General features: G+C 69.4%; 8 protein-coding genes. 3 read left to right on the forward strand and 5 right to left on the reverse strand.

What is annotated here, in order from left to right; all coding sequences use genetic code 11:
* The first annotated feature begins 382 nt into the window (after window positions 1-382).
* Together AB0J90_RS05680 and AB0J90_RS05685 are read left to right on the forward strand one after the other, a co-directional pair.
* Complete coding sequence (locus tag AB0J90_RS05680; protein ID WP_363592523.1) at window positions 383-5,656, forward strand: beta-ketoacyl synthase N-terminal-like domain-containing protein; 5,274 nt, start codon at window positions 383-385, stop codon at window positions 5,654-5,656.
* 135 nt (window positions 5,657-5,791) lie between these two features.
* Window positions 5,792-6,211 carry an SgcJ/EcaC family oxidoreductase gene (locus AB0J90_RS05685; protein ID WP_363592525.1) on the forward strand — a complete coding sequence of 140 codons (420 nt, stop codon included), beginning with the start codon at window positions 5,792-5,794 and terminating at the stop codon, window positions 6,209-6,211.
* Window positions 6,212-6,298: 87 nt separating this feature from the next.
* Here AB0J90_RS05685 and AB0J90_RS05690 read toward each other — a convergent pair whose 3' ends face one another.
* From AB0J90_RS05690 to AB0J90_RS05705, 4 genes are all read right to left on the reverse strand, one after another.
* A complete protein-coding gene (locus AB0J90_RS05690; RefSeq protein WP_363592527.1) occupies window positions 6,299-7,234 on the reverse strand; it encodes a hypothetical protein in 936 nt (311 codons plus the stop codon).
* A gap of 130 nt (window positions 7,235-7,364) precedes the next feature.
* Window positions 7,365-8,402, reverse strand: a complete 1,038-nt coding sequence (locus tag AB0J90_RS05695) for an enediyne biosynthesis protein (RefSeq protein ID WP_363592529.1) — start codon at window positions 8,400-8,402, stop codon at window positions 7,365-7,367.
* Window positions 8,399-10,372, reverse strand: a complete 1,974-nt coding sequence (locus AB0J90_RS05700) for a CRTAC1 family protein (protein WP_363592531.1) — start codon at window positions 10,370-10,372, stop codon at window positions 8,399-8,401. Before AB0J90_RS05700 ends, AB0J90_RS05695 begins: the two co-directional genes overlap by 4 nt.
* A 517-nt stretch (window positions 10,373-10,889) precedes the next feature.
* Window positions 10,890-11,540, reverse strand: a complete 651-nt coding sequence (locus tag AB0J90_RS05705; protein WP_363592533.1) for a MerR family transcriptional regulator — start codon at window positions 11,538-11,540, stop codon at window positions 10,890-10,892.
* 732 nt (window positions 11,541-12,272) lie between these two features.
* Here AB0J90_RS05705 and AB0J90_RS05710 point away from each other — a divergent pair.
* Window positions 12,273-13,025, forward strand: a complete 753-nt coding sequence (locus AB0J90_RS05710) for a helix-turn-helix transcriptional regulator (protein ID WP_363592535.1) — start codon at window positions 12,273-12,275, stop codon at window positions 13,023-13,025.
* 164 nt (window positions 13,026-13,189) lie between these two features.
* Here the strand turns inward: AB0J90_RS05710 and AB0J90_RS05715 are convergent, their stop codons facing one another.
* The gene (locus AB0J90_RS05715; RefSeq protein WP_363592537.1) at window positions 13,190-14,548 is read right to left on the reverse strand and encodes a cytochrome P450; all 1,359 of its coding nucleotides are present in this window, start codon (window positions 14,546-14,548) and stop codon (window positions 13,190-13,192) included.
* Window positions 14,549-14,556 lie beyond the last annotated feature (8 nt).

Here is a 14,556-nt window from a genome sequence, read left to right on the forward strand (position 1 = left end):
GCCCCTGGCTACCGGTGCGCGCGTGTTTCCGCCTGGCTTCGCGGTGCCGATGACAAGGGTATATGCCCTGGTCAGCGGGCGTTCCAAGAGGCTTGTCGGTAATTTGTGAGCGGCAAATATCTTGGCAATTCAAATGGTGTGGTCGTGCGCTTGATAAGCGTACCGGAATACGGATATTCCAAACCGCACGTAAGGAGATGTTGCGGAGAGCCGCGACGGGCAGAATCTGTGGTAGCGAGGCAACCCGCCGGCGCGGGAATCCCTCCTGCGGCTCAGGCAAAGGACCGGAACATCGCCGCAGGCGCGCATGGCGTGCCGGGGTGACCACCCGGCCGGTGAATGTGAGTCGTGTGCGGTCGGTGAATTGAGGAGGAGCGAAGCCTTGAGCGAGAATGCAGCATCCGACGAAGCGATTGCCATTATTGGTATGAGTTGCAGGTTCGCTCCTGACCTCAACTCGCTGGAGAAGTTCTGGCAGTTCCTCTCCGAGGGCCGCAGCGCCGTCGGCGACATGCCGGAGAAACGCTGGAAGCCGTACGCCTCCAGCAGCCCGCAGGCGACCGCGATCATCCGGGACACCACCCTCCGTGGCTCGTACCTCGACGACATCGAGGGTTTCGACGCCGAGTTCTTCGGGATCACGCCCCGCGAGGCCGAGTACCTCGACCCGCAGCAGCGGTTCATGCTGGAACTCGCCTGGGAGGCGCTGGCGGACGCCGGTGTCCCGCCGTTGTCGCTGCGCGGCACCGATGCCGGCGTGTACGTCGCCGCGAACTCGAACGACTACGGCCGCCGGCTGCTGGAGGACATCCCCCGCACCGGCGCGTACGCGGTCAACGGCACGACCTTCTACGGCATCGCGAACCGGGTCTCGTACTTCCTCGACCTGCGCGGGCCGAGCATGGCGGTCGACACCGCCTGCGCCGGCTCCCTCACCGCGTTGCACCTGGCCAGCCAGAGCCTGCGGGCCGGTGAGACGCCGCTGGCGATCGTCGGCGGGGTCAACCTGATGGCCTCGCCCACCCTCAACGTCGCCCTCCAGGGCGCCGGGGCATTGTCGCCCGACGGGCGGAGCAAGGCCTTCGACAAGGAGGCCGACGGTTACGGCCGAGGTGAGGGCGCGGGTGTGGTGGTGCTCAAGCGCCTCTCCGACGCCCGCCGCGACGGCGACCCGGTGCAGGCGGTCATCATCGGCACGGTGGTGTTCCAGGACGGGCGCTCCGACGGCATGATGGCGCCGAACGCCGACGCGCAGGAACACATGCTGCGGGAGGCGTACGACCGGGTCGGCGTCGCGCCGGTCACCGTCGACTACGTCGAGGCACACGGCACGGGTACGCCGACCGGCGACGGCAAGGAGGTCGAAGCCCTCGCCAAGGTCTTCGGACCCGGCCGGTCGCCGGAGAACCCGTGCCTGGTCGGCTCGGTGAAGCCGAACATCGGCCACGTCGAGGGCGGCTCGGGCATCGCGGGCCTGATCAAGACCGTGCTCGCCCTGCGGCACGAGCAGCTTCCGCCCAGCCTGCACTCCGAACCCAACCCGGACGTCGACTGGGATGCCTCCGGGCTGCGCCTGGTGGGCGAGACCACGCCCTGGCCGGCGGGGGAGCGGACCCGCCGGGCCGGCATCTCCAGCTACGGCGTCGGCGGCACGATCGCCCACCTGATCCTGGAGGAGAGCCCCACCGGCTCCTCCACCCAGGCACCCGAGTCGACGCAGGACGCGCCGAGCCGGATTCCCGCGGTGTTCCCGGTCTCCGCTATGTCCGAGGCCGGACTGCGCGCGCTGGCCGGCTCGGTCGCGGACTGGTTGACCGAGCACCCCGGCGTACCGCTGTCGTCGGTGGGGCACACGCTGGCCAGCCGCCGTTCGCACCTGTCCGCCCGGGCGGCGATCGTCGCGAACTCCGCCGAGCAGCTCACCGAGCGACTCCGTACGTTCTCCGACGGCCGCACCGCGCCCGGCATCGCCTCCGCGCGTACCGGGGTGGGCCAGGAGGGCGAGGTCGTCTGGGTGTTCTCCGGCCACGGTGCGCAGTGGTCCGGCATGGGTCAGCAGCTGCTGGCCGAGGATCCGACGTTCGCCGGCACGATCGACGCGCTCGCCGACGTGTTCCGCGAGGAACTCGGCTGGACCCCGCGCGAGGCGCTGGAGCAGGGCGGGCCGTGGACGGCCGCGCACGTACAGGCGCTGACCTTCGCCATCCAGGTCGCCCTCGCCGAGGTGTGGCGCAGCCACGGCGTCGAACCGGGCGCGGTCATCGGGCACTCGGTGGGCGAGATTGCGGCCGCGGTCGCCGCCGGCTCCCTCGACCTCGAACCGGCCGCCCGCTTCGCCTGTCGGCGGGCGGCGGCGCTGCAACGCCTCGAGGGTCGGGGTGGCATGGCCATGGCCAGCCTGTCGTTCGAGGAAACCCGGCAGCGGCTGGCCGGGCGGGGCGACGTCGAGGCGGCGATCTCCGCCAGCCCGCACTCGACCGTCGTCTCCGGCGACAAGGAGGCGGTCGACGAACTCGTCACGCAGTGGCGCGAGGCGGGTGTGGAGATGCGGGTCGTCGACTCGGGCATCGCCTTCCACAGCGCCCACGTGGACGCGGTGATCGCCGAGGTCGAGGCCGCGGCCCGCGAGCTGTCCCCGCGTACGCCGTCGATCACGCTCTACAGCACGGCGATGGACCAGCCCCGGTCCGCCGCCGCCCGCGACAGTGCCTACTGGGCGGCGAACCTGCGCAAGCCGGTCCGGTTCGCCGAGGCGGTCGAGGCCGCGATCGTGGACGGGCACCGGCTGTTCGTCGAGATCTCCTCGCACACCGTGGTGGCGCACTCGATCAGCGAGGTGATCCACCACCTCGACGTCGACGACGCGGTGGTGACCGGCACGCTGCGGCGCGGCGCCGACGAGGTCGAGACGCTGCTCGGCAACCTGGCCAAGGTGCAGTCGCACGGCGGCGCGGTCGAGTGGTCCCGCGGGCACTCCGGCGGCTCGCTGGTCTCGCTGCCGGGCGCGGCGTGGCAGCACCGGCCGTACTGGATCTTCCCGGAGACCACCGGGGACGTGGGCCTCGGCGGCGGGCACGACCCGGAGAGCCACAGCCTGCTCGGCGGTCGGATGACGGTCAGCGGTGCACCGTCCCGGCAGGTCTGGCAGACGCGGCTCGACCTGTCCAGCCGCCCGTACCCGCTCAGCCACGAACTGGTCGGGGTGGAGGTCACCCCGGCGGCGTCGATCCTGAACACCTTCGCCGCCGCCGCGCAGCAGGCCACCCCGCCCGCGCTGACCGACATCGTGCTCCGTACGCCGCTCGCGGTGGTGCCGCCACGGGTGGTGCAGATCGTCCGTGAGGGCCGGTCGATCGCGCTCGCGACCCGGGTCTCCAACGACAGCGGCGAGGACGACGGCGACGAGTGGATCACCCACACCACGGCCAACATCGACTCGACCGCGACGCCGCCGTCCGGCCGGATCGACCACGAGCCGATCCGGGCCCGGCTGCCGCTGGACACCCGGTCCAAGGTGGACGAGATGTTCCGCCGGATGGGTGTCGGTGGTTACGCCTTCCCGTGGGATCTCGACGAGCTGCGCCGCGACGGGCAGGAGCAGCTCGCCATCCTGACCATCGTGCCGCCGCCGGCGAAGCTGGCGACGAGCTGGGCGCACGTCATCGACGGCGCGCTGACGGTCAGCGCCGCGGTCGTGTCGCCCGGCGACGCCACCGTGCTCTGGATGTCGCGGTCGATCGAGAAGGTCGCCTTCCACGGCGAACCGCCGGCACGGGTCATCGTGCACAGCACCCGCTCACCACGTTCGCCCCACGACACGGTGGACGTGCTGGTGGCGAACGAGGCCGGCGAGGTCGTCTGCGAGGTGACCGGCCTGCGGTTCGCCGCGGTCGAGCACCTCGGCAGCGAGGTGCTGCCCCGGGACCTGGTGCACGAGATCGTGTGGCGGCCACTGCCGATCGAGGAGCGGGACGCCACCACCGACCTGGAACAGGTCGTCCTCGTCGGCGACCCGGATGTCACCGCTTCGCTGGCGGCGCAGATCGAGGCGGCCGGCGTGCACTGCGTACAGCTGCCGGCCGAGCCGGACACGAACGGCTACACCGTGGACCTGCGCCCGGAGCTGCTCACCCGGCCCGGGGCGATCGTCGTCGCGCCGCCGCTGGAGGACGAGCAACTGGAGAAGTCGACCGAGCGGGCCGCCTGGACACTCATCCGTACCGTCCAGCGGGTCATCGAACTCGGCGCGGCGTCGACCGGACTGGCCGCACCGCAGCGGGTCTGGTGTCTGACCCGCGGCGTACGGGACGCGCGCGACGAACGGTCGGTGGCACACGGCCCGCTGTGGGGCATCTCGCGGATCGTCGCCGGGGAGCACCCGGAGCTGTGGGGCGGCGCGGTCGACCTCGACGGCCTGGACGGCGACACCGGCGCACGGCTGCTCGACGTGATGCGGGGCGCGGCGGGTGCCGAGGACGTGATCTCGCTGACCGCCGACGGCCCGCAGGCGGCCAGGTTGAGCACCATCGAACGCAGTGCGGACGGTACGCCGTTGCAGTGCTCGCCGTCGGGCACCGTCCTCATCACCGGTGGTCTCGGCGCACTCGGGCTCGAGGTCGGTCGGTGGCTGGTCGAGCGGGGCGCCCGCCGGCTGCTGCTCGCCGGCCGGCGCGGGCTGCCGCCGCGGATCGAGTGGGACACCGTCACCGACCCGGAGGTCCGGCGGCAGATCGACAGCGTGCTCGCGCTGGAGGCGCTGGGGGTGACCGTCGGCGTGGTCGCGCTCGACATCACCGACCAGGCCCAGGTCGCCGCGGCGCTGGCTCCGGGTGCGCTCGGCCTACCGCCGGTACGCGGCATCGTGCACGCGGCCGGTGTGGTCAACGACGACCTGGTGGACAAGGTCGGGCTGGACGGGCTGCGGGACGTACTCGCCCCCAAGGCCAACGGTGCGTTGGTGCTGCACCGGCTCTTCCCGCCGGGCAGCCTCGACTTCTTCGTCATGTTCTCCTCCTGCGGCCAGTTCGCCCGGCTCTCCGGGCAGACCAGCTACGCGGCGGCCAACTCGTTCCTCGACGCGCTGGCCGCGCACCGCAACGCGGGGGGACACACCGAGACGATCAGCCTCGGCTGGACCGCCTGGCGGGGTGTCGGGCTGTCGAAGGACATCGCCACCACGATGTTCGAGGCCAACTCGCGGGGTCTGGAGGCCGTCTCGGTGGCCGAGGCGTTCCGGGCCTGGTCGTTCGGCGACCGGTTCCAGGCCGACTACCAGGCCATCCTGCGGGTGCTGCCGACGCCGCCGCACCTGCCGAGGCTGCCGATGTTCCGCGAGCTGACCGCTCCGGACGAGGCCGTCGCCGACACCGGGGGCCAGCGGTTCACCGTCGACCTCAACGAACTCGCCGACGAGGAGGCACGCGAACGGGTGACCGCCGACGTACGTGACCAGGTGGCCGCCGAGCTCAACCTGGAGGCGGTGAACCTGGAACTGAAGCGCCCACTGGTCGAACTCGGTGTCGACTCGGTGATGACCGTGGCCCTGCGGGTACGGCTCCAGCGCCGGTACGGACTCGACCTTCCGCCGACGATCCTCTGGGCCAAGCCGAACGTGGCCGCCCTGTCCGAGCACGTCCTCGAAAGCTTGCGTTCGTAGCGCGAGTTCCCGGCGCGGCGGCGGGCCTGCCCCGGTCCGTCGCCGCGACGGGGAGTACGCCCCCGCGCCCCGTGGTCCGTCGACGGGGCCGGGGGAGAAGTCGTCACCATCACTCGAACGGAAAGGACCGACACGATGGCGATCACCGACCAGACAACCTCGGCGGTTACCGAGGCGGACACCGCCGAGGTCGCCGGGCTCACCCAGCGAATCGTCGCGGCATGGGCCGCCCACGACGCGGACGCGTTCGCGGGCGTCTTCGTCGAGGACGGCACGATGATCCTGCCGGGCGTCTTCCAGAAGGGCCGGGACCAGATCCGGGCGTTCATGGCCGCGGCGTTCGAGGGCCCGTACAAGGGCACCCAGGTCACCGGTCAGCCGTTCGACCTGCGGTTCCTCGGCTCCGACGTGGCCGTGCTGCTGACCAAGGGCGGGGTCCTGGCGCCGGGCGAGACCGAGGTGCCCGAGGAGCGGGGCATCCGCGCCACCTGGCTGGCGGCGAAGCAGGACGGCCAGTGGCTGCTGGCCGCGTACCAGAACACGCCGTTGAACTGACCGTCCGGGGTGGGGGAAATACCGCTGGGCCCGGTCGACCGAGGTCGACCGGGCCCAGCGGGGCTCGGACCGGAAGAGGTACGGGGCTCAGTTGTTGTACGGCAGGGTCGGGAACCAGCCGAAGCCGAACATCGCCGGCACCCGGATGTCCCAGTAGACGACGGTGAACACGCCGAGTGCGATCAGCAGGCTGCCGGTGATGACGGCCATCCGTACCGGGTCGCGGGACAACCAGCTCAGGAAGCGGCCCCGGGTGCCGGCGACGACGAGCGTGAACAGCAGCGCGACGATCACGATGTTGCCCAGTGACTGGAGCACGAACGCCGCGGCGCCGTAGAGCGGGTTGCCCGAGTCGACCGCCCAGTGGAACAGCTTGTTGAACAGCGGGTACGGCCGCCCGATGAGGAAGCCGCCGACCAGGGCACCCAGGACGACCACCCGGGCCACGGGGCGGGTCGCGAACGGGTCGGGCAGCACCCCGAGCGCCGCGAGCCCGAGGTAGGCCAGCGCCAGCCCGATCACGCCGAAGACCACCGACGACTGCAGGATGCGTACCGGCATGTCGCCGACGAGCTCGGTGGAGAGCTGCGGGAGGCGGTCGCCGAGCAGGACGCCGACGAAGCCGTAGACCGCGGACACGGTCACCATGCCGAGGGCCAGCCAGCCGACCGGCCGCAGCAGCGTACGCAGGGCGCCGCTGGTGCCGCCGGTCGCGCCGGCCTGGCTCATCGGCCCGATCGCCGCGGCCATGGCGATGTTGCAGGCGGTGAACGTGCCGGCGAGCCCGGACACGAAGGCGAACAGCAGGCCGGCCGCGGTGCCGGCGATGGCGGTGGCCTTGGCGTCGTGGCCGAGCAGGGTGTTGGCGACGTTGTCTCCGATGACCGCGTCGACGAAGTGGTACGACCAGACCAGGGCGAGCAGTACGCCGGCCAGCGTGCTGAGCACGACGACACGACCGGTACGGGGCCGCCGGTGGGTGGGAACGGGCGGCGCCGTGACGAACCGGGGTGAGACGCTCACGGGTACTCCCTTTCACGGGTACGGAAAACGGTTGAGAAGGGCCCCTGCAACGCACCGGGCCCTTCCTTCGGGGACACACCGAAGGGCCGGTACGGGTCCCGGCTCACCGAAACCCGTACCGGCCCTTTCGTCAGGCGGTTGCGGGTTGTACCGCTGCCGGCGCCGGGGCGGTGACGCCCTCCTGCCGGCGTTCACGCAGCCACCTGCTCCACCACCAGAGCCCGCGGGCCAGGCAGACGATGGTGACGGCGAAGAAGAGGGTGTAGACGATGTTGAACACCATCAGCACCCCGTAGACGGTGGCGACGCTGGCACCGAACATGAACTGGTCGCGGAACCGGCTCGGGGTGGTTCCCGGGTCGGTCACCATGTAGTTGGTGAAGAGGATGAAGGCCACACCGGTCATCGGCACCAGCGCGCCCCACAGCGACACGTCCCAGATCCAGTGTCTGACCAGGGCCTGGAGTACGAACCCGCCGGCCCAGCCCATGATCAGGCCGACTTTCTTGGTCAGCGCGGCGTTGAGCACCGTTCCGGCCGCGAGGATCACCACCGGGATCACGATCCGGATCACGTCCGGCACGTTCTCCGTGAAGTGGTACGGCGGCGCGATGTTCACCCAGGAGAAGGCGAGCAGGGTGATCGTGATGCCGAAGTTGGAGGGGTTCATGAAGTGCCGGAACCGCCCCTTGATCGGCGCCCGCAGCACGTACTTCTGACCGACCGAGACGACGACGGCGAAGGCGATCGGCCAGAACATGTCGTTGGCGTAGAGCAGCATGTTCGCCGCGAGCGACGTGATGTGCGTCGGTAGCAGGAACGTGAAGACGCCCCAGGCGCCGTTGCCGGCGTACTCCGCGGGCCGGTTCCCGGCCCAGGCCGCGATCGTCTCGCAGACGAACTCGGTGGTGTAGCCGACGGCGAGGGCGAACAGCGGCCACGTCCACGGCTGCTCGAAGCCGAACACCGAGTAACCGAGGATGTTGAAGATGCTCATCGAGATGGCGAAGTTGCGCAGCGCGAGATAGCGCGGGTCGCTGCCGCTGATCCGGTTGGGCCGGGGCGGTGCCCCGGTCGCGGTGGCGACCGCCTGGTCGGTCCGGGCCGGCGTGGCGACCGGGGTACGGACGCCGACACCGGCGGTACTGATGCGTTCGACGTGGGTCATGAGCCCGCCACCTCCTGGGCCTGGCTGGTGAGCATGAAGTCGTGCCAACCGGGACTCAGGTCGAGTTTCTGCTTCTGCATCGTCCCGCTGAGGTCCAGCCAGCAGAGTTCGGCCGAGACCGGCTTGTTCGCGCTGTCGCCGAGCCCGAAGAACACGTCGAAGCTGCGCTTGCCGGAGTGACCGCTGCCGCCGTCGAGCTGGGCGACCTGCGTACGCCCGTCCGCGGTCGTGATCTTCACCTGGGCCCCGTACGCCGGGGTGCCGATCGGGCCGGCCGCGCCCGGCGTCGCGCCGGTTGCCGGCCGGTGCAGCCGCAGGCCGAGGAAGTTGCCCTCGGCGGGCTTGGTGTTGCGGTAGTAGGCCGGCGGGCCCCACTGCCGGGCGACGGCGAAGTCCTGGCTGCCGTCGGCGTTGACGTCGGCGACCGCGACCCCGCGCGACGGGGTGGTGTCGGTCATCCCCAGGTCCTCGTTGAGGTTGACGTACCGTCCGTTGTCCTCGCGCACCCAGAAGGCGAACGGCGACGAGCCGGAGATGTCGTCACCGGGTTCGGCGTTCGGCCACATGTGCGGCTCGGCCAGCATCAGGTCGTTGGCCATGGCGAGTTCCTGGAGCCAGTTCCACCGGTTGATGTGGCCCTTCACGAAGCCGGTGGTCTGTACCACGCTGAGCTGGCCGCTGTTGTCGAAGTCGGCCATCTTGGAGTCCCAGCCCCAGCCGACCCAGGCGATGTTCGCGTCCGCGGCCTTGTTGTCGAACGGGGCGACGCCGCGGCTGAGCTTCTCCCGCGCCTCTTCGACGTTGTCCGCGGTGTTCTTCCAGAGGAAGTTGCTTTCCTCGATGCCCCAGCTGGTGGTGATGTTGCTGACGAACATGTCGAACCGGCCGGTGGAGTTCAGGTCGCCGAACTCGATCGACATGCCCTTGAAGGAGTCGTGCCCGACCACCAGCGACTTCGGGGTGAAGGCGCCCCGGCGTCCCTCGGCGAGGTTGAACTTGATCTTGCCCGGGGTGGAGACGTTGTGGAAGAACCGGTCGTTGCCGAAGTCGTTGGCGACGTACAGCTCGGGGAGCAGGTCGCCGTCGATGTCGGCCGAGCCTGCACCGAGGGTCCAACCGGTGGCCAGGTGCGGCTCGATGGCCTTCTGCTCCTCGTACGTCACCGACGGGGTGGCGCCGACGGTGGCGGACTTCCAGTGCATGATGTGCGCCCCACCGGCGTTCTGGGCCCGGGACATGGAGTGGTTCATCGTCACGCCCTTGAGCCCGTCCGGGTCGAGCACGGCGGTGTCCGGGAAGTAGTTGAACACCCCGATGTCGGGGTGCCCGTCACCGTCGAAGTCGGCGATGTTCACCGCGTTGGTGTTCCACAGTGGGCCGTGGTAGAGCCCGTCGGGTGCGGTGCCGTACTGGATCAGCTCCATCGGGAGGTAGGAGGCCAGGCTCAGCGGCGCGGAGGTGCCGCGCTGCATGAACAGCACCGGGGTACGACCCCAGTAGTAGACCAGCAGGTCGGTCCAGCCGTCCTGGTTGAAGTCGCCGGGGGCACAGCCCATCGGCGCCATCGTCGGGTTCGTCGGCAGCGGGGCGGGGTTGAGTACGAACGGCGGGTAGCTGCCGCCGCTCTCCGGCGCCGGTGTCACGATCGCCGAGTCGCTGCGCGTGTCCACCAGGCAGAGGTCGTTGGCGACCCCACCGCCGTCCAGGTCGTTGACGGCGATCGCCGCGCCGACCGAGGAAACCCAGGACTTGATGTGCTCGTATTCGGGGTTCACCTCGCGGACGGTCCGCATCGGCAGCCCCTCGGGCAGCGCGATGGGCAGCTCGACGAACCGGAAGCGCGAGGCCATCGATGCGCGATCTTCGGCCGACGCCTCCGGTAGTTGAGCGGCCACGAACAGGGTGCCCGTCAGGACGAGCACGAACAGGGCCGGGGTTAACCGGCGCAGGACGCCGGGTTTCGATGGCATCGTTTTCCCCTCGAAATAGACGGCACAGGGCAGCGCCCGACAGCCGGCGATCGCGGTGGCGCGACGCGGCTGCGGTGTGCGTGCTGACTGGCGGGTTGTTGGTCCGGCGGGGCGTCCGAGATCCGTACGCCGGCCATCGGGTCCGCCGTCTGATGACCGAGGTCCCACGACGACGTGGGCCCGTGGAGCCAATTGGATCGGCCGTGCCTGGTGAGTTTCGAAACACCTGGCGGCCGATTGCGTGACGAGTAAGCCTGTCCTTCCTTCCTTTGTTTATTCCGTCACGCCCGGATCAATTACTTCTCCGACCATCGATATCCTCGCGGCGTGCCCACCCGGTGTCTTCTCAAGAAGTGCTCTAGGTCCGCGTTTCGGCCGACCTGCGCAATATGGGAGAAGGGTGGCAGTCACTTCGGGGAATAGGCGCGGGCACTGCCCAAAGTGGAATGTCCCGGTAGCCGGGGACGGGGGCCGGCGAGACGCCGGTCGGTGGCCCGGGGATCCCGGGACCTGGCCGTCAGTCGGCCGACGTGGCCTGCTCGGGGCCGGTGACACTCGCCGGGCTCAGGGCCAGGTAGTGCTCGTATGCCATCCGGCGCATGGCGGCGAAGGCGACCTCGTGCAGCACGGTGAGGGCCACCGCGGTGGCGGCGCTCTCCTGCGGCGACTCGTCCAGTTCGCGCCTGGCCAGGGCGTCTGCGGCGGACGCGTACAGCTCGAAGGCGTTACTGTCGCCGTCGCGGCCGAGGTACTGGAGCGCGGCGAAGACCTGCGTCAGGGTGCTCCTGGCCGGGGCGTCGGGCTCGACCCGCCACCCGACATTGCGGACAAAGTCATCGATACGCTGGCGCGCTGATTCGAGGGCGCCGGGCTCCGAGTCCTCCGCGGGGTAGTCCGCGAGCAGCGCCTTCGTGACGACCTTGGCCACCGCCTGGGGCGAGAGGCAATTGTCGTCGATCGCCGCCAGTACCTCTCGGACTGAGGCGATGCTCATCATTCCTATGCCGGTTAGGACCCGAATTAGTTTTAATCGGATAAGATGCTCTTCGCCGTACTCGGCCTGGTTCCGGGCGGTAGGTGTGCCCGGCGGCAGTAGTTGTTCTCTGAGGTAGAACTTGATCGTCGCGACCGGGACCCCGCTCTGCCTGCTGAGTACCGAAATTCTCATCGAACTCCAGAGGTTTGTGGGGTCCGCTCAATGCATGCTGCCACACATGATCGAGCATCGCAAGCCGTTCAAGTGGTAGCTAAAACATGCTCTGACCAGGGGTTATGCGGCGCCGGCAGGGCCGGAAACCCGCTGTCTGTAGGGTTCCGGTCCCTTCGTCGGCGACCGATGTGCTGGTGAAAACAAAAGCGATATTCCGCGAAAATCGCCGCTGAATCACCGCTATCAGCACCTAAAGCGGACGCAACGCCCGACCCTATGGCTCGGGTCGATGGATACCGGGAATCACCACCATCCTCTTTCCAAATTATTGCTCAGTTTGTCCCGGCTCGGTATGTACGGAACGTGTTTCCGCAGGCCAGCGCGTTGCCCACGAGGTGGGAAAGCCTTCGCCACCTGCGCGAACACTGTCTGCTGACGAAGGCGTTGCCGATCGTTACGGAGTGGTCTAGCATCGACAACTATCGCTTAGGGATGTGTGTGGGCCACGGAAGTGGGCTTTTCAAGCCCAATTCCGAATCGCACACCCTGGGTGATAGGGGCTTCGGGGATGCGCGGCCAGCGTACCGACGAGGAATGGCGAGTGAGGGGCCACCGCCATTCTGATCGGTAAACGTCAATAAGGAAGCGTTTTTGTCCCTGTGTGTCACCTGTCGGGTAACGGCTACGATCCGGGGGAGAATCGCGATGCACGATACCGCCGAACAAGCTGTCGAAAGAGTAATCGCCACGATGCTCGACAATCTGAGCGAGCCACTCACGATCGACGACATGGCCCGGGTTGCCATGTTCAGCAAGTTCCACTTCTCACGGATGTTCCAGCGGGCGACGGGCCTGTCGCCGGGTCGGTTCCTGTCTGCTCTGCGCCTGCAACGCGCCAAGCAGCTCCTGGTCTCGACCTCGCTCAACGTCGCGGACATCAGCATGCGGGTGGGCTACACCAGCGTGGGCACCTTCAGCTCCCGCTTCTCCCGCAGCGTGGGGCTGTCACCCACCACCTATCGCAGGCTCGGCGGCTTCGCCCCGCAGATCCACCCGGACAGCGGGGCCGAGGGCGCGTACGGCACGGTCAGGGGCGTCATCCACCCGCACCCGACGACCGCGCGGCAGCTCACCTTCGTCGGGCTGTTCCCCGACCGGATCCCGGAGGGCCGGCCGGTGAGCTGCGCCATCCTGGACCGCGCCGGGCAGTACGCACTGGAGAAGGTGCCGAAGGGCGCCTGGTACCTGCTGGCACACGCGGTTCCGGCCGGTACCGAGGAGTCCTCCGACACGGGGCTGAACAGCGACGACCTGTCCGTGGGCATCGTCGGGCCGATCGACATGCGCCGGGACAGCGTGGTCGAGTCCGTCGACCTGCAACTCAAGCCGATGCGGACGATGGACCCGCCGGTGCTGCTCGCCCTGTTCGACGTACGCAAGGACGCACTGATCCGAGCCGGCGCACACAGCGGCAACTCCTACGGGCCGTCGGCCGCGGCCTGACGGCAACAAACCCGACGAGCGCGAGCCGCTGACCCGGCCCGCGCTCGTCGGGCTGTCCGCCGTCGCCACCCGAAACGCGAAACGCACACGTTCCGTGGGGAGAACGGATGCAGCCGGCGTACCGGACGGGCACCGTGCCCCATCCGGTACGCCGGCTGCGAAGCTCAGCCGACGCTGTGCACCGTCATCGGCAGCCCGCCCCGCATCCGCAGCGACAGCATCGGCTCCGGCACCACGTCGTGCTCGGGCGCCTTCACCAGCCGCAGCTCGCGGGCGAGCATGGCGAGCACGAAGGCCGCCTCCATCATGCCCAGGTGGTTGCCGACGCAGAACCGGGGACCGGCACCGAACGGGATGTACGCGTACCGCGGCCGGTCGCCGGAACGGGCCGGATCGAACCGCTCCGGGTCGAAGCTCTCCGGAGACGGCCAGAAGTCCGGGTGCCGGTGCAGGGTGTACGTGCACACCAGCACGTCCGCCCCGGCCGGTACGTGGTACCCGCCCACGTTGTCCTCCTGCAGCGCCTTGCGCGGCAGCAGCCACACCGGCGGGAAGAGCCGCATCACCTCCTCCACCACCATCGCCGTGTACGTCAGCCGGCGCAGGTCCTCGTAGACCGGTGGCCGGTCACCGAGCACCTCGACCGCCTCGGCGTGCATCCGCTCCCACACCTGCGGATGCTGGTCGATCAGGTAGAGACTCCAGGTCAGCGTGCTCGCGGTGGTCTCGTGCCCGGCCAGCAGCAGGGTCACCAACTCGTCGCGCAGCCGCTCCCGCCCCACCCGGGGGTCGGACTCCTGCCCGGTCGAGATGATCAACCGGGACAGCACGTCGTCCCGGTCACCGGTGCTCGCCCGGCGTTCGGCGACCAACTGGTCGACGATCGCCTGCAGGTCCCGCCGCGCCCGCCGGAAGCGGAGCTGGCCGGACAGCGGGATCCAGGTCGGCACCGCACTCAGCGTCGCCAACTCGAACATCGCCTGGTCCTGCACCGTGGCGAAGGAGTCGCCGATCGAGCTGAACGCGCCCAGGTCGGCATCGAGCAGGGTCCGGCCGAGCACACCCAGGGTCAGCCCGGTCATCTCCTTGACCACGTCGACCTGCCCGCGGCCCTCGTACGCCCGCAGGCGCTCGACCAGCGCGGCCGCCTCCAGACCGATCACCCCGGCCTGGGCGGCGATCCGCTTGCTCTGGAACGCCGGCTGGATCACCGAACGCTGCTTGCGCCATAGCTCGCCCTCGCTGGTCAACAGCCCGTCGCCCAGCGCCCGCCGGGCGTGCACCAGACCGATTCCCTTGTGGTAGTTCGCGCTGTTGTCGGCGAGCACGTGTTTGGCGTAGTCGGGGTGGTTGAAGAAGTAGAGCGACTTGGGTCCGACCGGCAGGCGAACCGCGTCGCCGTAGGTCGCGGCGGCGTCGGTCATCATGCCGAGCCGGTCCCGGTTCATCACCGCGAGCATCCGCATGGCGGAGGCGCGCGACGGTCCGGGTGGCACCCGCCGTGCTCTGTCCAGGGTTGTCATGTCGCCAC

The organism is Micromonospora sp. NPDC049523, assembly GCF_040676775.1.
Classification (GTDB): Bacteria; Actinomycetota; Actinomycetes; order Mycobacteriales; family Micromonosporaceae; genus Micromonospora_G.